This window comes from Adhaeretor mobilis, from assembly GCF_007741515.1.
Classification (GTDB): domain Bacteria; phylum Planctomycetota; class Planctomycetia; order Pirellulales; family Lacipirellulaceae; genus Adhaeretor; species Adhaeretor mobilis.
Genome location: NZ_CP036263.1, coordinates 3,130,329 through 3,151,230 on the forward strand (window position 1 = coordinate 3,130,329; position 20,902 = coordinate 3,151,230).

Below are 20,902 nucleotides of genomic sequence, written 5' to 3' on the forward strand. Positions count from 1 at the left end.
AACTACTAGAACGATACGACTGGGCGCTCGTGGCGGGTGCCAATTGGCCTGGCTTTTACTACTCGCTGGCCTCTGTCTGCCAGTGCGACCTGCCTACTCCGCTAATGCCCCAGACTTAGCTACACAGGCCTCTTCAGAATTCGAGTACTCTTACGAAGGAGACAGTCCACGCATCCGGTTCCGAAATCGCACGAACCTTGGCGCAGGCTATTTCAGTGTGGTCACTCCTCCGGATGGCACTTCACTGCTTAGTGATGGTGAGCATTTGGAATTGCTTACCCCCATCAAGGGAGGATTGGTCCTTTACAACCCGCTTTGGGAAACCGATGCCGAGGATGCAGGAGGTTGGACCTGGGAGGCGCGACTAAAGATTCCACATTCCAGCAATTCGACGGGCCTACATCTACGCATTGGCGATGCGCAGATCGGAGACAACCGACCTCATCTGGGCCTCAAGCTGTTGCCAAATCGGCTTTTGGGTTTCAAGGGAACGGAACTCATTAAAGCCGATTTCACCAGCGAGTTTGTGACTCTCAGAATCGCTCAGCAACCCTCCGAAGATCGATTCCTCATCTGGCGGGACGGGAACCCTCTAGAGGTCGAATTGTCTGACGAACTGCTCACTGATGAAGGTCGGTCCTGGATTGGCGAGGGAAGCTCTGGCACCGCGGGCGCAGCTGTCATCGATTATATTCGCTGGACAGGTTCAGGGGCTTTTGCACCTTCCGCTCACGAACCTGGAGCTGGATTGCGTGATAGTGTCGCCCCCACAAGATCCATAAACCGTGGTTCTAGCGACGCCACTTCCGTTGAATCCCAACCTTCCGATTACCGATCCACGCCACGCGAAATCCCTGATTTCGGGTTGATGCTTAACGACGATGCCGACGTATCGTTCCCTTCTTCTGATCCCGAGTTAGCCAAGCGATACCGCCAGGCCATGATTGATGTATTGGCTGGCACTCCCGTAAAGACACTCATGTATTCGCTGGGAATGGGTTCGGATACGCTCTATTACTCTACTTCTGCTGGCAGCGAACTGGGCTGGAGGAAAACGAAATACGACAAGCACACAGACTCCCCCAAGAATGAAGAACAGATGTGGGCACAGCGAATGCAGAACATTGCCAACGGCATTCGCGCCGGCGTCGATCCGGTTCGTGTTAGTGGCGAGAAAGCCAAGCAATTGGGAATGTACTTTGTGCCGTCGTACCGCATGAACGACGATCACTTCATGTTCGACCCACTGCAGTACCCAATGACAGGAGAATTCTGGCTAAAGAACCACCAGCGGCTGAAGCTACGCGATTCACCTGTACTGAGTGATCCTAGTTATGGCCAACTGCTGGACTACTCGCACGCGGAAGTTCGCGACTATCGCTTGGGAATCATCTATGAAGCGATTGAACGCTACCAAGACATCATGGACGGCTTCGAATTGGATTTCAATCGTGTACAAGTCTTTTTTCCCTATCAAAAGGCAGAAGAACGCGCGCATTTGATGACCGATGTGGTCGCAAAGGTGCGCAAACGGTTGGATGAACTGGGCAAGCGAAAGCAGCGAGACTACTGGCTCTTTGTGCGAGTTCCGCCCACCTTGGAGAATTCCCGCTGGTCAGGTTTAGATTTGGCGACTTGGCTGGAGCGAAATCTGGTCGATGTCGTTATCCCAGCTCAGCTCATGACGCTGGCTCATGACATGCCCGTAAAGGAATTTGTCGAGTTGGCAGAGCCGCACGGCGCAAAAGTCTTCCCGTCCATCTATCCACGGACCGCGTTTACCTGGCCAATCCCTACGAGTGCGACCTCCTCTTCCTACAAGGCGGCTAGTTCACGATTCGCCACGCAGGAACTTTTTCGTGGCGCAGCCGCGAATTACTGGAACGACGGGGCAAGCGGTTTTCAGCTCTTTAACTTTCGAACTGTCGAAATACCTTTCAGCGATGTCCATTATCGGATTATCAGAGACTTAGCCGTACCTGAGGCACTTAGGCTCGCCAACAAGACGTTTGCAATCACTCCCTCTTACTACTTTGATTACGAGGGCACCTATCAATACCGAAAGCAGCTTCCTCTTGATCTTGAAGTGGGAGCGACCCACGAACTGCAACTGATGGTCGGTGAAGATCTACAGCAAGTGCCGAAACCAGATCACATTATTCTTCGCTTCGGCCTGCGCAACACGCCCAAGTCTGCTCACATGCAATTGCATATTAACGGCAGTGAGGTGCACTCGGGAGAGCTGGGCGATTTGTTGATCTCTGTGGTCAAGCCGCATGCTTCAACCGCTTCCCACTTTGTACATTTCCCGATTCAGAATGATCACAAAATAAAGGTAGGGCAGAATAAGATCTCCGTAAGAATCCAGGCGTCGAACGAATCACCCGCTGGTGCGTCTATGCGACTCATGGAGTGCCAATTGGGCACATTCTACGAACCACGACCCCATGCGATTTTTGAACCTTAGTAGCCTTTTCGTCTTATCCTTCCGCGAGTTAACTCCCAATCATGATTGCAAAATGCTCCGCCCGAAGAATCCCTTCCAGCGTCGATGTTGCTCACAGGAGACTCGCCGTGTCAGCCCCTGATTTCTACTTTGCTGTAAATGCCACGGCTCGCCACATCAATGATGCGTATGGGATGGAGAGCCTGATCGACTATTGGAGATCGCTCGGAGAGGAATTTTATCAAAAGCGCTGCGAAAAGTGGCGAACAGGAGGTTTGGCGGAGATAGCGGAAGACTGGCGGCAGTATTTCCTCCAAGAGCCAGGAGCAGTTGTAGAAACCTCGGTCGATGAGTCGGCAGCAAGGCTCGACATACGTGTTTGTCCCGCAATAAAGCACTTGCGTGATAGTGGTCGGGAAATTGTGCCTTACTACTGCGAGCATTGCGACCACACCTGCGGGAGTATGGCAGAGACAGCAGGCTATCGGTTCTCTCGAACCGGCGGCATGGGTGCTTGTCAGCAAGTGTTTACTAAAGCTGAAGATTCCGAGGGTAATTGATCGTCATGCTCGGTTGTCAAGATTTCTGTGGCTACTACGACTGGACGTTTCGCTACCTTCGCAGGAAGTTTGGCGAGCAGGCGCTGAAAAAGTACTGGGCTGAGGCAATAGCTTCAGACTCGCAAGCCCACTACCTTGCTTCGGGTGAACAAGCCGGGCTCCGCGGGCTCTACAGCTCCTGGAGCAAGTCGGGAGAGGATGAACACTGCGACTGGTCAGTCACGCTAGACGAGGAGAAGAATGTCCTTCGTTTAGATATGCATGAGTGCCCCAGCAAGGGCTTCTTGCTGCAAAACGACCTTAATTCTGACGAAGATTATTGCGACCATTGTATCGGCTGGATCGGCCCCGCGCTGACTCAGATTGGTGTAGAAGTAAGTGGCCATGAACACAACCACTGCGGCCAATGCTGGTGGGAAATGCGAATGGTAGACACGGACTCCCAGCCAATCGCGATTGAGAAGGACATCCGCAGTGATTCTCGTTGGAAACACGGCTATTTGCACAGTTATGTCAACCACACGAAGCAACCCTTAGTGGAGGGTTTATCCACGACAGATTCTTGCGAGCTGCTGCAGAACTGGTTCCATAAAGCTGAGCGAATAGTTGTCCTGGGCTCAGATAGTGCAGTAGGCAAAAACGAGTTGGTTTTGCGTCCCGACGATGCTGTCATTGCGACAGGCAAACATTACGCTCTTGGTGCCACGTCTGGATTCGATTGCCGGGCTGTCATCCTGGAGCACGAACCCGATTCGCTCTATGAGGTAGCGAACCGGTACAACAATGAGTCGGGCGAACGCCCGCTGCTGCTGTACTCCTATTTACCCCAAAAGTTGAGGCAAGCTTTTCTCGATAACGACTTGCCACGCCCGCTACCGATCTTGCCAATGCTGATTCGCGAGGGCCAGTATGTCCATCAGCCCGAGAAGACTGCCCCTACAACAGTGGACTTCGCCAAGCTGCTGGCCCATGCACTAGGCAAGCCCGTCGTCGCCTCTGCTAGGAATCTGAAGGAACCTCAATCATGATCCAACACCACATCAAATTGCTCTTGCTCCGAGAGCCACTACCACCGGCGCCAATCGGTTTCCGTACCGTCTGCAAGAAATTCTCACGTTCGCTTGGCAGGATTGCAGCTTTTGGTTGCTTTGTCTTCCTGCAGGCAAACGCCAGAGGTGAAAATCCAACCATCACGAATCAAAATCAGCAGTCAGAAATCCTGCAAGAACGTCTCAAGATCGTCCCGCTGGCACCTGCGTGTGCAGGCGACGAACTGACTGCGATCGTTCACCTTTACAATCCCACTGAGCATCCCGCTGAAACGGACATTGAGATCACCGTGGATGGGAAAGAGTACGCGCGGCAGCACGTTATCGTTCAGCCCTTAGCCAGGGAGCCTGTTCGCATTCGTCTCTACCTAGACAAGCCAGGCGATTACCAAGTCAGCACGGGCAAACTCGAAACGCAGCTTCATCTCTACGCAAAGTCTTTGGACTGGAAAGAAAAGCTTGAGGTCGCTCGACGACGAAAGCGCCGAGCTATTTACAACAACGACGGGGGCGATGCGCTTTACCATAAGAACGTGCACACGGTATTAGATGTCTCGACATCGGGTTTGGCCGGCTCACATGTCGATACCATCTGCTACAGCACTGTGGGAGGCCTTACTTTCTGGCACAACTCCCAAGTAGGCCAAGTTGTCGGTCGAGGCGTTTACGACGCAATGCAGAAGACACTAGGCATTGATCCTTTGGAACTTCAAAGCGAGTTTGCACGGCAACACGGGATGGAGATCTTCTGGTCGATGCGTATGAATGACACGCACGATAAGGTCGAAGTGTGGGACTGGCTGATGCCGCAGTGGAAACGCGATCACCCGGAATACTTGGTTGGTCAAAGCGACAAGAAGTACGACTGGGGGGCGGGGAACTGGACGGCACTGGACTACAATCACCGCCCTGTACGCGACTACATCTTCGACATCATCGAAGACGTCGCCGAGCGATACGACCTTGATGGAATCGAGCTGGATTTCTATCGCGGCGAGCCTTATTTCAAGGAGCAGCTACTGGGGCAGCCGGTTACCGACGCCCAACGCGAACGGATGACGCAACTTATGCGCCGTCTTAAAGACACTGCGGAGAAGGTCAGCAGAACTCGTGGGCGACCTCTCTTACTATCTATCCGTGTTCCCGACAGCCTCGCCTATTGCCAAGATATTGGCTTGGACGTGCAACACTGGCTCGAGGAAGGCATGGCCGATCTCTTGATCGTTGGCGGAGATCATCGCTACGAGCCTTGGGAGAATATGGTTCGATTAGGCCACCAACATCGCCGACCTGTGTACGCTTGCCTTGCCGGCGATTATCTCTCCCAAGAAGAGAGCGATTGGGACGATCACTGGCGTGGTCACGCACTGAATGCGTGGCAAAGCGGTGTGGATGGCATCTACACCTTCAATTTCCTACAGCATCGGCATGAGCTACTAAGACAAATCGGAGAGCCAGACGTACTGAAGGAGACGGACGCCGTCTATCATTTTACGCCCGGAACCCATTGGGGGTTTTTGAAGAATGAGAAAGACTACGTATCTGCCGTGCAAGCCAATCCGCCAAGCGGGCCCATTACCTCTCACCAGCGAGTTGTACTCGATCTACCGTCGCAGTTCGATCACGACATTCGATATACAACGGATGGGTCGCCCCCAACACAAGCAAGCTTGCCTTACAAGGAGCCCATAGCGGTCGACCGGGATGTGATTGTGAAATCCCGTTCGTTCGACAGCGATGGCATTGCAACTCCGATCATGGAAAAGACTTATCGATATTGCCAGAAAAGATACCTAGCAGCAGATGCACCTCTACCGCTCGATTTCTTTGGCCTGCCGAACGGGGCGGAACTCTCTGCGATATTTGAGCTACCTGAATTCGAGGATGAGGCAGAACCGCTGTTGTTTCTTTCGATGATGGACGTAGACGCGCTACAAGAAGCCTTGATCTATATCAACGGGAAAGGGCCGCTTCTTCCTCCCCGAGAGGTGCTAAGCGGCTTGATGACCCGGGACGGTTACCTCCCTCTTCCTCGCAAAATGCTCAAGCAGGGCAAGAACTCCATTACTTTCAAATTCGATAACCTCAACGAGGGAACCTCGGGCTTCCGAGTCTACCGTGCCGAAGTCGTTGTCCCGTTCGCCAATGGGAAGAAGCCAGAGTGAGCCAAGGGAAAACGGCTGTCTCCGCTGGACCCAGGTAACTGAATCAAGAGGATTCTACGCTAGCAAACAAAGAGAGATTCATGCACTTAGAAATTCTTGATTTCGTTGTTGTTGCCATTTATTTTACAAGCCTATTGGCGCTGGGCGTGTATTCTTCCCGGCAGCAGGCTTCGCAAGAAGACTATTTCATGGCGGGGAGAAACGTCCACTGGTTACTGGCGGGAGTCAGTGTCGTTGCAACACTGCTGTCTACGGTTTCTTTTGTCGCCTTGCCAGGGGAAGTGATTCGTAACGGCATTGGCTACTTTGGAAGCATGTTTGCGTTCATTTTGATTATCCCGGTAGTGAATCGCATCGTTATTCCTTCACTGATGAGCATGCCGGTAACCAGCATCTATGATTACCTTGAGTATCGTTTCGGGAAATCGGTACGTACCGTCGGGGCAATTGTCTTTGTTCTGATTCGCCTGATTTGGATCTCCCTGATCCTCTATACAGCCGCGAGAGCTGTCTCGCCAATGACAGGTTGGCCCATCCCAGTTCTGGTTGTCATCATGGGGCTCGTGACCGTCTTTTACACGACTCTGGGCGGAATGAAGGCCGTGCTGTGGTCGGACTTTGCGCAATTTGTCATTCTCCTGGGCGGAGCCATCTGGATCCCCTGCCAAATAGCTCTCAGCACAGGCTCTGGCCCTTGGACCTGGTGGTCCACATTTGCTGAGAGCAGCCGTGCTCAAACTCCGGCTTTTAGCTTCGACCCGACGGAAAGAACGACCTTAGTGGGAATGATTCTCGTTACGTTCATGTGGAATATTTGTACGCACAGCTCCGATCAAGTGGCCGCGCAACGCTATTTGTGCACCGGATCGGCAAAGGAAGCGAGACGCTCCTTCTGGGCGTTCTCGATTGGAAACATCGGAGTCATTATCCTGTTGATGTTCTGCGGGATGGCGTTGTTCCACTTTCGGTATCTTGCTGACAATTTACCGATGGCTGAATTTCAGGTGCAAATTGCCTCGCAAGCCGACAATGCCATGCCCGAATTCATCGCAAAGCATTTGCCCGCAGGCGTTACGGGGCTAATTCTTGCTGCACTATTAGCAGCGGCAATGTCGAGCGTAAGTTCAGGTATCAACTCGATTTCGGCAGTTGTGGTCACCGATCTAATGAATGCCCCGCGTGACGTTCCCAGCCAGCCCTCTTCACTCAAGTTTGCTCGCAGCCTAGCGCTGGGAACTGGCGTCATTGCCATGCTCGGAGCGGTGGCCGTGGAATACTTGATGAGTGCTGTTGATTGGAACCTCATCGACCTGATCGAGCGGATTAACCATTTGTTTGTCGCACCACTTGGTGCCGTTTTCTTTGCCGGTATCTGGTTCCGTCATGTCGGGCGAGTAGCTGTACTCCTGGGATTCGGCGCTGGAGTTTTCACGAGTGCTGCCGTTTCGTTCAGCAAATGGTTGTTTCAGTACGATGTGTCGTTCATGTGGATTTTACCATGCTCGTTCGCGGTTAGCCTGCTAGTAGCTTACGCGGCTGGATTTTGCTTTGACGCACCGAGTAGTGCACAGCTCAAGGTCCTCTACCAACCAAAGTCAGGACGCCAAGAATAGCGGAGCAACTTCCAAATTCCGCGATAGCCCAACTTTTTCGGCCAGTGGCTGGCTGTATCTCGCAATTCGCCCGGAAATCCGCAAGGCGTCAACCGGGTAATTTCCGCTCTCTACCTGAAATTACCTCCGATCTGATCACTCATCGAGGGCAGGCGTCCTCTCCGACTTCCCAATGCGCACATAGATACTATGCTGAAAGGCTAGGGGCTCGCCAACCGCCGATTTAGAATAGGCGAATGGCAATTGGTTGCTGGGTAGTGCCGAGCAAGGGGAAGCACTCACTCGAAGAATGTCGCAATAAGCACGATGAGTGGAGTCTCTGGCGTGCCTACACAGCTGCTGAACTGCTGAACTGCTGAACCGTCGCAAGTGCAAAGGACGGCGACACCTAAAGTATACTATACTCTCCTCTCGCTTTCAGGAATTCCAGCAAAGAGCTTGCTCATTCTTGTAGAGTTCAGCTACCCCGGAATCTGGTAGGAAAAGGAACTTATCATGTCTTCAAAACAAATCGTCAACTCCGGCTTGTCTCTGGTTGCCCTCTCAGCGACCCTCTTGTGGTCCGTCCCGGCAACCGCCTCTATCAACAACCCGGCAGATTCTTCCACGTTCGTCTTCAAATACGAGGGCGACGCGGCCACTCTATCGACAATCGGCACAACGGGTTACACGGGCAGTGTGACAGGCTACATACCGACTGGGGACTCACCATCGCCAGGCATCATGGATCTATCCGTTGACAATGGAGCCAGCTCGGGGCTCGTTTTCTTTCTCTCTAGCCCCGACTGGGCTGCGAACGCTACGGAAGCCAACGGTTGGACCTGGGAGTCAAGCTTTCGCATGAAAAACGGGCAGTACAGCCTGAGGATTGGCGACGAGAACGATCCCCATGACATCTTAGCGTTTCACGACGATGGGCGAGTTGTGAGTCGAATCAGTGGCCTACTCACCACGTTGCCCAGCACGACGGACGCTCAGCATGTGTATCGTGTTGCCCAAGCACCGAATAGCAATGAGTACAACCTGTGGATCGATGAAACGTTAGTCAGCACCTACTTGGGTGCCGATACCGGTATCGGTACGGGCGGAAATCACTGGTGGAGCGATGGTAGCGGAAGCACCATAAGTGAATATGAATTGGACTACATTCGCTTTTCTGGCGGTGGTTTTTCTCCTCCTGGCTTTACCCCTCCCGACCCTAATCGGTTCGTTTGGAGCGTCGATACGCTGGCTCGCTGGGACGATAGCGATAGCTGGGATCAGCCGGGGCCGCCTAGCGCAAATACCATCACTGCCGTATTTGGTGACGCCACCACAGCGCCGCGGGCAGCCGTTGTGGATGGCGAATTCACCGTCAAGGGACTGGAATTCGACAGCTCCAATGCCTATGCCCTGGCCGGGTTGGGCAGGATAACGCTCCAAGCCGACTCGGGTGACGCCAGCATCGACGTGCTCGATTCCCCTGGAACCGGACATCAAATCCAAGTCGAGATCAGCCTCGACTCGGACACAGTTGCGACAACAGCACCGGGAACTCAGCTGGACATCAACAGCACTCTGATTCTCAACGGTAATACGTTTACCATTAGTGGCGGCAGTAACGTTAATTTAAACAACGGCACAGTGGATAGCCTCGGCGGGTCCGTCTCGAACTTTGGTGCGCTAAGTGCTCTAGGATCGCTTGAGGGCGACCTCTCCAACGAAGCGGAAGGGGCCTTGGCGGTCACAATTGGCGGCTCCGATCCATCCGACGTCCAAGGATTCGAGATCATCGGCTCTGCCAGTCTTGCGGGTACGATTGACGTCTCCCTGGACTTCTACAGTCCCACGGCTGGGGAAGCGTTTACCGTGCTTTCTGCAGATGGCGGAATTATCGACAATGGTCTTGGCCTCTCTGGAGCGCCAGGTTTTACGTATGCCGTAGAAGGCAACAATCTGGTGCTGACCTACCTAGCGAGCGTGCCAGAGCCGGCATCGGCCGCGTTGCTTCTGCTGGGCGGAAGCTTCTTTCTGAGTTGTCGCCGCCGGTATCCTAGCATTAAAACTTCCAAGGCTGTGCTTTTCGCAGCCGTGGCGATCTTGCCTCTGGCCACGTCCACCCCTGCCTGGGCTGTCATCAACAATCCTGCGGACTCGTCAACCTTTAGCTTTAAGTACGAGGGAGATGCCGCATCGTTGGCCACGTATGGAAACACCGGCTACGCGGGTGGCACAGACGGTTACACGCTGACGGGCGACTCGCCTAGCCCGGGAATTTTAGATGTGTCGATCGATTCAGGCTCTGCCTCCCCGGGACTCATCGTTTTCCTGGAGAGCCCAACTTGGACTTCCAATGCTACAGAAGCTGCCGGTTGGACCTGGGAAACTAGCTTCCGAATGAAAAGTGGCGTTTATGATGTCCGAATTGGTGACGAGTCTGACTCCCATACGATTCTACGCATTAGCGATGATGGCACGATTAGCAACTTCTTTACCGGTACGCTCCTTACGCTGCCAAGTACCACCGATGCACAGCATGTGTATCGAATCGCCCAAGCGCCCAACAGCAGTCAATACGACCTCTGGATCGACAACACCTATGCAACCAGCTTCGTCGGCAACTCTGCCTTGGGTAGCGGAGGATCGCACTTTTTGAGCGATGGAAGTGGCACGACTTCGGGTGAATATGAAATGGACTATGTTCGCTTCGATTCCGGCGGCTTCTCTCCGGTTGGCTCTTCGGCTGACCCCAACCGCCGTGTGTGGCTCGAAAGTTCTTTGGCTCGCTGGGATTATGCTGGCAACTGGAACAACAGCAACAGCTCTCCCGGCGTGCCCAACGATAATATGACCACAGCAGTTTTCGGTGGGTCGGGCACACTGGCGCGTACGGTCGCCATGGATGGAGACTTTGTTGCCAAGGCGATCGAGTTCGACGCTTCGAATTCCAATCAGTACGGAATCGTCGGGCTAGGGAGTTTGACACTTGATGCCAATTCAGGAAACTCCAGCATCACAGTATTAAGCTCGCCCGCCGAAGGGCATGAAATTCAAGTGGAGCTTAATCTCTCCTCAAACACCGACCTCAGTACGGCTCCCGGATCAAGGCTGGATGTGAATAATCTATTCAACTTGGGCGGGAACAATTTGAATGTCGCTGCAGGCAGCACCCTGAATGTGAATAACAACCTCGACTCCGGTACAAGTGGCAACCTTAACAATGCTGGCACGCTTGGCGGGAACGGTCGAGTCAATGGGAATCTCGCGAACAATGGTGGCACAGTCTCTCCAGGTACGACTTCTGGCACATTGACGGTCGATGGCAATTATTCACAGAACGCTTCTTCGAGCTTAGACATCGAACTGGCCAGCGCGACCAGCTTCGACTTACTAGATATCACCGGCTCGGCCGTACTGGATGGTACGCTCGATATTTCTCTCTTAGACTTCGCGCCCTCTGCTTCAGACACCTTCACTATACTTTCTGCAGCAGGCGGCATTACTGACAACGGCCTGACACTGCTGGGCGAACCCGGTTTCTCCTACAGCATCGTCAACAACGACCTAATCCTCGAGTTTTCAGGGGGAGATGCAGACTTCAATGGAGACAGTAACGTGGACGGCCTCGACTTTCTAGCTTGGCAGCAAGGCTTCGGGTTGAACGGACAAGCAGACAATAGCAATGGAGATGCGAACGGAGACGGCACAGTCAATGCCGCCGATCTATCTGTCTGGGAAAGTCAATACGGGCAAACTTCCTCTGGGGGTTCTGCCACAGCCGCCCCGGAACCAACAAGCGGAATATTGCTTGGCATTGGGCTCGTCGCAGTAGCCTATCGAAGAAAGCGTGCTGGTAGCTTCTAGCAACAAGGAATCTAGTTGGGCGGCCCACGTTGCTCGCAGAGAAGTTTCTCTATTTTGCTCGTTAGGACAGTAGCAGGATGATAATTGACAGCATGAGCCAAATTCAAATCCATGAGGCTGTTACCAGGAGTCCGAAACTCAGGGGGCGATCTGTTTCCCGGGGATTCACCTTGGTAGAGCTGCTTGTGGTGATCGCAATCATCGGCGTCTTGGTGGGGCTGCTCTTGCCTGCAGTCCAGGCAGCTCGAGAAGCTGCGCGCCGCGCGCAGTGTATGAATAACTATAAGCAAGTCGGTCTCGCCATGCAGAATTATCATGGCGCGCACGGCAAGTTTCCCAGTGGGATCAACATGTGGTCGGGGTTTGGTTGCTCGTCCCCCGCTACAGGTCCCATCAAAGACCATCATGGCTGGGGGTGGGGCACCTTCCTCCTGCCCTATTTAGAGAAGGAAGCCGTTTACGACCAATTCAATTTTGATGCGGCAGGGGGATATGGAGATCTCGATAACCTATTGGCAGGCCAAGACTTCGTGCCCGCCTATCTTTGCCCCTCGAACGACCAAGGGGCAGAATTGATGCATTGCTGCAGCGTACTAGATGGCCCCGACTTGGCCGGAACGCACATGGCGGGAGTCGCTGACAGCCAAGATTGGTCGTGTGACGGGACATGGCCTAGGCCTGACCCGTCGAAGCTGGCAGACGAACGTGGCGCCAACGGCATCTTGTTCCAGAGGTCGGGTATTGCCATCAGGAATATCCTTGATGGCACGAACCACACCCTGTTGGTGGGGGAAATTATTGGTAGTGGTGCCGGGACGAACCGAGGGACGTTTTGGGTTACCTGGGACATACAGCACACCGGCAACGGGATTAATCTGCCGCTACGAATCGATCCGAAACCAAGTCCCTGGAGTGTCGATGAGAACGGGTTTGCGAGTCACCATCCTGGTGGATGTCATTTCGTTATGGCGTCCGGGTCAGCGGTCTTCTTCAGCGAGTCAATCGACCAAAACACGCTAGAAGGACTGGCAACTCGAGCAGATGAAGAAATTCTAGACTACTGAGAAAACCTGTAGCTAACACCACCCTCGCTGGGAAGCCTTAGGAATACCACTCGTTGAGCAGATTGCGGTAAAGACATGGAAAAACTTCTGGGAAGCACTGTTGGCCGATTCGCTTGCTTGCTACTACTGGCATCTTGCATTCTCGGCGATGACGTGTGCGCTCAGGGACTGCCCGATTTTGGCGTCATGTACAACAACGATGGCGATATCTCCTATCCCTCGCCAGACCCCGCTGTGGCAACCCAATTTCTTGAGTCGAAGTTCGGCGCTTTCGCAAACACGCCAGTCCAAACAGTGATGTACAGCATCGGCTCTGGCTCAGATGTCCTGCACTACCCGACTCAGGTGGCGAACAATTTTGGTTGGCGCATTACGTCGGTAGACAACGACCCGGGTTGGGTAGACCGCGTCAACAACGGTAAAATCTACGCACAAATCGACTTCGATCCCATTCGCGTCGTTGGGGAAAAGGTCAAGGCGATGGGCAAATACTTTGTCCCCTCCTACCGAATGAACGACAGTCACTTTGTTGTAGATCCGTTGGATTATCCACTTACGGGTGAGTTTTGGATCAACAATCAGGACAAGACGATCGGTTCCTCTCCTGTGGCTGGCTACGATTACAGCAACTTGCTCGACTACAGCCACCAGGAAGTACGCGATTATCGGATGGCTGTGATCAATGAATCGATTGATCGCTATAGCGACATCATGGATGGCTACGAGCTGGATTTTAATCGCTTTCAAATTTTGTTTTCGCCGGGCACAGCGCAAACGAATGCTCCTTTGATCACGCACATGGTCGCTCAGGTGCGGCAGCGGCTGGATCAAGTGGAAACGCAAACCGGTCGAGCGCAGCATCTCTTCGTCCGCGTTCCTCCAGCGTTGGACAATAACGGCTGGTCCGGCTTAGAGGTCGAATCCTGGATGCAAACCGGGCTCGTCGATGTGGTCATCCCTTCGGTCTTGCAGACTCTCTCTCACGACGTCCCCGTCGGGGAGTTCTTGCCCACGGCACAAGCCAACGGCGTGCAAGTAGTACCAAGCATTTACCCGCGGACCAATTTCGGCTGGGATTTCGAGCCCAACCCGGACGCTACAGCGTACACGGGGCCGTCGAATGCACGCGTTGCCGAACCTGCCCTGACACGCGGTGCCATAGGTGGCTACCGCCATTTGGGTGCCGATGGTTTTCAGATGTACAACTACGGACTGCGCGAACCGCCCTCATACCAGGAAGTGTGGGATGCTGCCGCCGAGGCGATGGCAAGTGAGCACCCGACTCTCGGCAAAGATCGCATCTACGCTGTGACGCCTGGATACTTTAACGACCATGAGGACACTTACGAGTATGCCAAGCAGCTTCCTCTCTCTGTGCTCTCACAAGCGAGCCATCAGTTTTTGCTGGTCGTCGGAGATGCAATCAATACCGTGGTAGCTGAGAATCCTCGCTCTGTTGAACTACGGCTCGGACTCACCAACACGACTTCCACGACTCCTATCACAATCAAGGTTAATGGCCAGCAAATTCACTCAGGCTCGATGGCTGACGGCTACTTCTCGCTCGATGCGCCCGTGACACAAGATGGCCCTCAGGCGTATTTTCAAATTCCGGTCGAGGATCTAAGCATCTTGAATCAGGGGACGAACACGATTGAAGTCTTCAATTCGGCCGTCCCCAATGCTGTCCGCGTCACCGACATTCAACTCGGCATATTCGCCGCGCTCGGCATTATCAATCCAGGAGACTCCTCAACATTTCCCTTCCGCTACGAGGGGGACATGCCCACCTTAGCCGGGACGACGGCGAGTGGCTTCGGCACCACTAACTACAGTGGAAACACCAGCGGCTATCAGCTCAGCTCCGACGGAGATGTCCTTTCCGTAACAGAGAATGGCGGCCCAGGATCGGTGGTCTTTCTCCAAAGTCCCGACTGGACTTCCAGTGCGACGGACGCCAATGGCTGGACCTGGGAAGTGCGTTTCAAGCTGGAATCAGGGCAGTTCACTATGCGTATCGGTGACGATACCGATGCTCACGATATCTTGAATATCTTCGACGACGGACGCGTAGTGAGTCGAATCGATGGTTTACTTACTACTCTCAGCAGCACCACGGACGAGATGCACACCTATCGAATTGCCCAAGCTCCAGGCAGTGACGAGTACAATGTTTGGGTCGATGGTGAACTAATAGGGCTTTACGATGCTGCCGATTCGGGAATTGGGGTCGGCGGCCCCCACTGGTGGAGCGACGGAGGCAGCACGACGGGCGATTACCAGTTGGATTATATTCGGTTCTCCGATGGCGGTTTCTCTCCCTACACGCTTCCTGATCCATCGGCCGATTTTAATGAAGACGGAATCGTCGACGGAATGGATTTCCTGATACTTCAACAAGGTCTTGGCAGCAGCGGATTTCCCAGCACCTTGTTTGCTCGGGGCGATGCCGATGGAAACGGTGAGATCGACGAGAAGGATCTCCAGATCTTTCAATCGCAGTACGGGACGTCGTCCTCGGAAGCTGCAACCGCACGAGTACCAGAACCAACGCGCTTGGTCCTGCTGTTCTTGGGTATGCTGGGCACGGCGACAAGCAGAAGGTCTCGCAAACTCGTCTCGTCGCCAAGAGCTGTCTTATTCTCAAAGCTCCGTAGCTGCTCGATGCTGCTGCTCACTCTTAGCTTGGTGGGCTGCGGAAGGAGCGATGGTATTGATCGGGTGTTGGTTGCCGGAAACGTCACTTTCACGGGCGAACCAGTGGAAGCTGGGCAGATTCGGTTTCGGCCAGCCAAGGGAACGCGCGCGCCGATCACCATTACTGCGATCAAGAGTGGCCAGTTCGATACCGCTCAGATGGGTGGCATACCCGTCGGTACCCACTTAGTGCAAATAACTTCTTACGATCCCCAAGAGTACGAGGCAAAGCGCAACCGCGGCCCAGGCGTAGCTCCCCCAACGCAGCTCTTGCCTCCCAAGTATAACAACAAGACAGAACTCACACTTGAGCTCAACTCGGGCTCAGGCCAAATCACTCAGGATTACAATTTAGTTCAGTAGGCTGGAATGCCTGCCAATTCGCAACAAGATCAAACGCAGTCCACCAGTAGCCAATCGATGCAAATCAAAATTCACGGAACAGGTATTGTCTACAAGAATTCGATGCCACATCTCCGAAGTCGCCACGCCTACTTCCCTACGATCGTAGAAGCAGAAAACGGCGATTTAGTTGTGGCTATGGACATCGGGACTGCCTTCGAGGCGATTGACGTTCGATCTTACGTCTGTCGCAGCTCGGATTCGGGAAAAAGCTGGACTGAACCTATGCAACTCTTCGAGCCCAACCAATCAAGCCATCCTGTATCGACGAGTTGTCGAATGGGAAAGCTCGACGATGGCACGCTGCTAGGTTGGGCTGGTCTCTTTAACCGAACACGTGAGCATGAGGGCCTTGCCAATCCTAGCACAGAAGGCTTTTGTTCTGTCGATTACGCGACGATCCAATCTCTCGACGGTGGCAATTCGTGGTCGGAATTGCGATCCGTCGAGTTACCTCATGCGTGGGACTGCTTTGAAGTTTGCGCCCCGCCGTTTCAGGTATCGGAGAATCGCCTCTTGGTCGTCACGCATCCCTTCCTCGATTGGAATGGTTGGCCGAGTCCCTGGGGCCGAAACGGCCTCGCTCTAGAATCCACAGACAATGGGTCTACCTGGGCAAACATCAAGCCTACTTTCTCTGACCCCAATGCAGAGTTGGCGTTCTATGAATCTGCTTTAACCCGACTGTCCGACGGACGCATTCTTGCCATGTGTTGGACAATGGATGCCAACCAGGGGAAGAGCCTCAATAATCATTTAGCCATTTCCTCAGACGACGGCAGAAATTTCGAGATTCAGCAGAGCACTCTCCTAAAGGGAGAAACGTGCCGCCCGATAGGTATCGAGAATAATCATGTACTGGTCGTTTATCGCCGTGTTGATAAGCAAGGGCTGTGGGCTCGGTTAGCCTCTGTCGGGGATCCGAATCTCAAATCGATCGATGAGAAGTTGCTCTGGGGAGGCAATGTCGAGAGCCATCGCACTGATTTAGATAGCCACTTGGCTCAACTCAGCACACTTAAGTTCGGATGTCCGGCGGTCGTCAAACTGCAAGATGGCGATATTTTTATCGTCTTTTGGGCAGTTGAAGACTGCTGTTCGGTTATACGTTGGTTTCGCATTAGCATCGATTGATATTCATTATGGTTAAACCTCACTTAGTTTCGGCAATTTGTACTCCTCTCACTGAGGACGAGGACCTTCATTACGAGGGTCTGGCGATCCACCTCGAACATCAGTTAGAAGGGCAGATCGATGGAGTCCTCGTAGCGGGAACAATGGGCCTGTTGCAATTGCTGAAAGACTCGACTTATGAACAACTGGTTAAGGCGAGTGCTGAATATTACCGAGGACAAGGCGAACTACTTATCGGCGTTGGCGATACTAGCTACGAACGGACTAAGGAGCGGATCCAACTGGTTAACCACGAAAAAGTGGACGGCACGGTAGTTCTGGCACCATACTTTATCAAGCTATCCCAACGAGAGCTTTGCGACTATTTCGTTGCGTTAGCAAATATTTCTCGGGCTCCGCTTTTTCTCTATGATCTACCTCAACGCACCGGAACTCAAATTACTTTTGAAACCGTCGCCGAACTCTCCCGCCATCCTAATATCGCCGGCATTAAGTGTTCTGGCGAGTTGGTGCATGCGCGTCGAGTGCACGATGCGTTTCAAAGCAGCAGTTTCCGCGTTCTGATCGCTCAACCCATGTGCCTAGACATGCTGGTAGGCTGTGGGCTGTGGCAACATCTCGACGGCATCTTTTCGATCAGCCCTCAGTGGGCTCGGGACACGGCCGATGCCTCTATGTTAGGTGACAAGGAAAAGGGAGCCGCAGGGGTGCAACAAATTAATGAGCTGATCAATTTGCTCGTCAAGTATGACGTATTTCCCACTGCGTCATTCTTGCTTGGCAAGTTAGGAGTACCTGGTAATTTCCTACCGCGACCACTGGCGGGCCTTACCATCGATCAGGAAGAGAAGGTCATGCAAGAAGCGATTGTCCAAGAACTTCTAAGCCCGACCCCAGAGTCGATTGTCTAGACAAGCATGAGCTAAGTACGGTGGCCAGAAGGATACTGATGCAGCTTGCAGCTCGGTGGCTACGAACAAGCCGGGAGCTCATTATCGTAGTGTGAATGGCAGTTGAAAAGTGCAGCGCTTGGCGGTCGAAAAGTACAGCGCTAGGTAGGTGCGGGGATTGTAACAGACCCTCCCGCTTAGGTCACGATTACTCTTTGGTTCTCTTTCGGCGTCTGCGTTGTGCGTCCTTGAGTCGATAGCTTTCGCCGGTCGTTTCGATGATCTGACAACGATGGGTAAGCCGATCAAGGGCTGCCCCAGTCAACCGTTCACTGCCCAGCACTTCGGTCCAATTCTCAAAGGGCAAGTTCGTTGTGACAATGAGCGACGACCTCGAGGTTATGAGAGACCAGCCCGCGCACGCTGAAACACTGCGTTAGTAGTGATAAACCGATCCTACTACGGTTCAAATTCGCTTGCAAGTCTTAGCAACGATTGTCATCTAATAGCAAGTTGTTGGATAACGTCCTAATAGTTGCGCACTTAAACGGGCAGCCCCTGCTTGGTAGGAATTGTTTTTGAACGATTCCAATACCAACCAAGCGAAGGAGACTGCCACGATGGCAAGTGTAACCGGAGACGTAATTTCAGTCGATGAGTCAAAGATTCGCGGTCATGTCGATGAGGTGGTTCGCACGAGCGTCGAAGAGACTCTCAACGGGCTGCTCGACGCAGAAGCGGACCAGCTTTGCGGAGCGAAGCGTTACGAGCGGTCTGCCGACCGTGTCGACACGCGAGCTGGCTCGTACGACCGAAAGCTGCAAACGAAGGCAGGAGAAGTGAATTTGAAGGTCCCTCGCTTACGCTCGTTACCTTTTGAGACGCAGATTATTGAGCGTTACAGACGGCGAGAATCGAGTGTCGAAGAAGCGCTGATGGAGATGTACCTCGCAGGCGTAAGCGTGCGACGGGTGGAGGATATTACCGAAGCCTTGTGGGGAACGCGAGTTTCCCCCAGCGCTGTGAGCGACTTGAACCAGAAGTTGTACGAGCGAATCGAGCAGTGGCGTAACCGGCCCATTGAGGGCGAGTACGCTTACATTGCCTTGGACGGCATTTGGCTGAAACGCTCGTGGGGCGGTGAAGTGAAGAACGTGGCCGTTCTGGTAGCAATTGGCGTGGACCAGAAAGGCTATCGCCAGGTGCTGGGTGTCTGCGAGGGAACGAAGGAGGATATCGAGAGTTGGAAGAGCTTTTTAAGGCATCTCAAAGAGCGTGGATTGAAAGGCGTGCAGTTGGTGACCAGCGACAAGTGTCTCGGTTTAGTGGATTCGCTGGCCGAGTTTTACCCAGAATCTGCTTGGCAGCGTTGCATGGTGCATTGGTATCGCAATGTGGCGTCATCGGTACCTACGTCGAAGATGAAGGAAGTGATGGCGATGCTCAAGGCGATCCATGCCCAAGAAGACCGCGAGGCGGCGGAGAAGAAGGCTACTGATGTCGTAGCGAAGCTCCAGGTAATGAAGTTGGCCAAGGCGTCCCGCTGCGTCGAGGAAGGGGCGAGCGAGACGCTCAGCTACATGGCTTTCCCTCGCGAGCATTGGACACGGATTCGGACGAACAACCCGCTGGAGCGGATTATGCGAGAGATCCGTCGCAGGACTCGAGTTGTGGGAGCGTTCCCAGACGGCAACAGTGCATTGATGCTGGTCGCCGCTAGGCTGCGTCACATCGCGGGCACGAAGTGGGGCACTCGGAAGTACCTGGACATGAGTCGGCTTGCCGATCAGCAGAAGGAGAGCGAGCAACAGGAAGGGACTGAGGCGGTCGCGTAGGCCGCGCCCGGCCCCAACTCCTCCGCAGCTACGCTGCTACGGAGTTGGGGCCGGACCTACCAGCAAGGGCAAACCCTAAAAACTAATGTGCGCATATTGACGGACACTACCTGTTGTTGCATCGATTGCATTTAAAAACCGTAGTCACTTGCAAGCCATTTTTTGGCGCGGAGAATAGAAGCAACAACAGGGGTGCACAAAGGTTGTCATCCCACGTTTCTCGCTCTGGAAGGCGTTGTCTATGTCGAGCTGGTTCTCTCCGCTACTCTTCTTGCTAGCCGGTTCTAATGAAGACCAGCTGCGTAAACAGATCGACTTTCTGAAAGCGGAGAACGAGATGCTGCGCAAACGCATTCCCAAGAAACGCATCTTCCTTGAGAACGAAGAACGAGAGCGGCTACTGAAGCTGGGAGAGGCCATCGGAAGAGGGGTTCTTCAGGTGATTACCATCGTTAGCTCCCGAACTTACCAAAGGTGGCAGAGAGAAGTAAGGTGCGGCAAGAAGCCGACCAAGAAGATGGGCCGTAAAGGAACTCCAGAGTCAATCCGTGAAATCGTCGTCCGCCTCGCCAAAGAAACCGGCTGGGGCTACGGCAGAATTGTTGGAGAGCTGAAGAAGCTGCGCATTCAGTGCGTTGGTAGAACCACGGTAAGAACGATCCTCAAAGAAGAGGGCATCCACCCCGGGCCAAAGCGAGGACCCGGCACTTGGCACGAGTTTGTCAAGTCACACGCCGAGACGCTCTGGCAAATTGACTTCTTCAGTAAGCCGGTCGTCACCAAGACGGGAATCAAGCAGGCCTTCGTGCTCGCTTTTCTGCACGTGAACTCGCGTCGGGTGATCTGCTCGCCCGCCACATTCCATCCGAACGAGAATTGGGTCGTCAATCAAGCCGAAGGTTTTCTAAAGCAAGCTGAAGAAGCCAGCCTGCCGGTCCGATACTTGGTTCGCGATAAGGACTACAAGTTCAGCCGTCGCTTCGACGAGGTTTTCGAGCAAGCCGACGTCGCTGTGGAGCCGACCTCTCCACGATCTCCCAACCAGAACGCCTTCGTCGAACGGTGGATCGGCTCGATCAAGGGCGAATGCCTTAACCGGTTTTTCGCTTTTGGCTTGAAGCATCTCGACTACCTCGTCGAGGAATACGTTCGCTACTACAATGATCTACGCCCGCATCAATGAAAAGAAAACAAGCCGCTACTC

At 53.5% G+C, this 20,902-nt stretch carries 13 protein-coding genes; 12 read left to right on the forward strand and 1 reads right to left on the reverse strand.

The genetic code is table 11. The annotated features are described in order from the left end of the window. Positions 1–217 precede the first annotated feature (217 nt). The 10 genes from HG15A2_RS12390 (at position 218) to HG15A2_RS12435 (ending at position 17,884) form a co-directional block, all read left to right on the forward strand. Positions 218–2,467, forward strand: coding sequence for a hypothetical protein (locus HG15A2_RS12390; protein ID WP_218931920.1), 2,250 nt, complete (start codon positions 218–220; stop codon positions 2,465–2,467). 107 nt (positions 2,468–2,574) lie between these two features. After that, on the forward strand, positions 2,575–3,006 hold the full coding sequence (locus tag HG15A2_RS12395) for a hypothetical protein (RefSeq protein ID WP_145060535.1): 432 nt from the start codon (positions 2,575–2,577) through the stop codon (positions 3,004–3,006). A gap of 5 nt (positions 3,007–3,011) precedes the next feature. Continuing rightward, complete coding sequence (locus HG15A2_RS12400; RefSeq protein WP_145060536.1) at positions 3,012–4,034, forward strand: hypothetical protein; 1,023 nt, start codon at positions 3,012–3,014, stop codon at positions 4,032–4,034. Then, positions 4,031–6,220 (forward strand): chitobiase/beta-hexosaminidase C-terminal domain-containing protein, encoded by a 2,190-nt coding sequence (locus HG15A2_RS12405; RefSeq protein WP_145060537.1) that lies wholly within the window; start codon positions 4,031–4,033, stop codon positions 6,218–6,220. Before HG15A2_RS12400 ends, HG15A2_RS12405 begins: the two co-directional genes overlap by 4 nt. Before the next feature lie 80 nt (positions 6,221–6,300). Further along, complete coding sequence (locus HG15A2_RS12410) at positions 6,301–7,833, forward strand: sodium:solute symporter family transporter (RefSeq protein ID WP_145060538.1); 1,533 nt, start codon at positions 6,301–6,303, stop codon at positions 7,831–7,833. A 495-nt stretch (positions 7,834–8,328) separates the two neighbouring features. After that, the gene (locus HG15A2_RS12415) at positions 8,329–11,676 is read left to right on the forward strand and encodes a PEP-CTERM sorting domain-containing protein (protein WP_145060539.1); all 3,348 of its coding nucleotides are present in this window, start codon (positions 8,329–8,331) and stop codon (positions 11,674–11,676) included. A 107-nt stretch (positions 11,677–11,783) separates the two neighbouring features. Then, the gene (locus tag HG15A2_RS12420; protein WP_449187085.1) at positions 11,784–12,740 is read left to right on the forward strand and encodes a DUF1559 domain-containing protein; all 957 of its coding nucleotides are present in this window, start codon (positions 11,784–11,786) and stop codon (positions 12,738–12,740) included. A gap of 75 nt (positions 12,741–12,815) precedes the next feature. Next, positions 12,816–15,800 carry a dockerin type I domain-containing protein gene (locus HG15A2_RS12425; RefSeq protein ID WP_145060541.1) on the forward strand — a complete coding sequence of 995 codons (2,985 nt, stop codon included), beginning with the start codon at positions 12,816–12,818 and terminating at the stop codon, positions 15,798–15,800. Positions 15,801–15,902: 102 nt separating this feature from the next. Further along, positions 15,903–16,973: a sialidase family protein gene (locus HG15A2_RS12430; RefSeq protein ID WP_145060542.1), complete on the forward strand. Its 1,071-nt coding sequence runs from the start codon at positions 15,903–15,905 to the stop codon at positions 16,971–16,973. A gap of 8 nt (positions 16,974–16,981) precedes the next feature. Next, positions 16,982–17,884 carry a dihydrodipicolinate synthase family protein gene (locus HG15A2_RS12435; RefSeq protein ID WP_145060543.1) on the forward strand — a complete coding sequence of 301 codons (903 nt, stop codon included), beginning with the start codon at positions 16,982–16,984 and terminating at the stop codon, positions 17,882–17,884. Between the two features lie 187 nt (positions 17,885–18,071). Here the strand turns inward: HG15A2_RS12435 and HG15A2_RS12440 are convergent, their stop codons facing one another. Further along, entirely contained in the window at positions 18,072–18,266 is a 195-nt protein-coding gene (locus HG15A2_RS12440) for an ATP-binding protein (protein ID WP_145064044.1), read from the reverse strand. Between the two features lie 217 nt (positions 18,267–18,483). On the opposite strand from HG15A2_RS12440, the gene HG15A2_RS12445 reads away from it, so the two are divergent. Together HG15A2_RS12445 and HG15A2_RS12450 are read left to right on the forward strand one after the other, a co-directional pair. Continuing rightward, the gene (locus HG15A2_RS12445; protein WP_145060386.1) at positions 18,484–19,698 is read left to right on the forward strand and encodes an IS256 family transposase; all 1,215 of its coding nucleotides are present in this window, start codon (positions 18,484–18,486) and stop codon (positions 19,696–19,698) included. A gap of 241 nt (positions 19,699–19,939) precedes the next feature. Then, positions 19,940–20,881, forward strand: coding sequence for an integrase core domain-containing protein (locus HG15A2_RS12450; RefSeq protein ID WP_145060544.1), 942 nt, complete (start codon positions 19,940–19,942; stop codon positions 20,879–20,881). Positions 20,882–20,902: the final 21 nt, after the last annotated feature.

Coding starts and splice junctions, on each gene's coding strand:
- HG15A2_RS12400 (WP_145060536.1), top strand. CDS start 3,012: ATGCTCGGTTGTCAAGATTTCTGTGGCTACTACGACTGGACGTTTCGC.
- HG15A2_RS12405 (WP_145060537.1), top strand. CDS start 4,031: ATGATCCAACACCACATCAAATTGCTCTTGCTCCGAGAGCCACTACCA.
- HG15A2_RS12410 (WP_145060538.1), top strand. CDS start 6,301: ATGCACTTAGAAATTCTTGATTTCGTTGTTGTTGCCATTTATTTTACA.
- HG15A2_RS12415 (WP_145060539.1), top strand. CDS start 8,329: ATGTCTTCAAAACAAATCGTCAACTCCGGCTTGTCTCTGGTTGCCCTC.
- HG15A2_RS12425 (WP_145060541.1), top strand. CDS start 12,816: ATGGAAAAACTTCTGGGAAGCACTGTTGGCCGATTCGCTTGCTTGCTA.
- HG15A2_RS12430 (WP_145060542.1), top strand. CDS start 15,903: ATGCCACATCTCCGAAGTCGCCACGCCTACTTCCCTACGATCGTAGAA.
- HG15A2_RS12435 (WP_145060543.1), top strand. CDS start 16,982: ATGGTTAAACCTCACTTAGTTTCGGCAATTTGTACTCCTCTCACTGAG.
- HG15A2_RS12445 (WP_145060386.1), top strand. CDS start 18,484: ATGGCAAGTGTAACCGGAGACGTAATTTCAGTCGATGAGTCAAAGATT.
- HG15A2_RS12450 (WP_145060544.1), top strand. CDS start 19,940: ATGTCGAGCTGGTTCTCTCCGCTACTCTTCTTGCTAGCCGGTTCTAAT.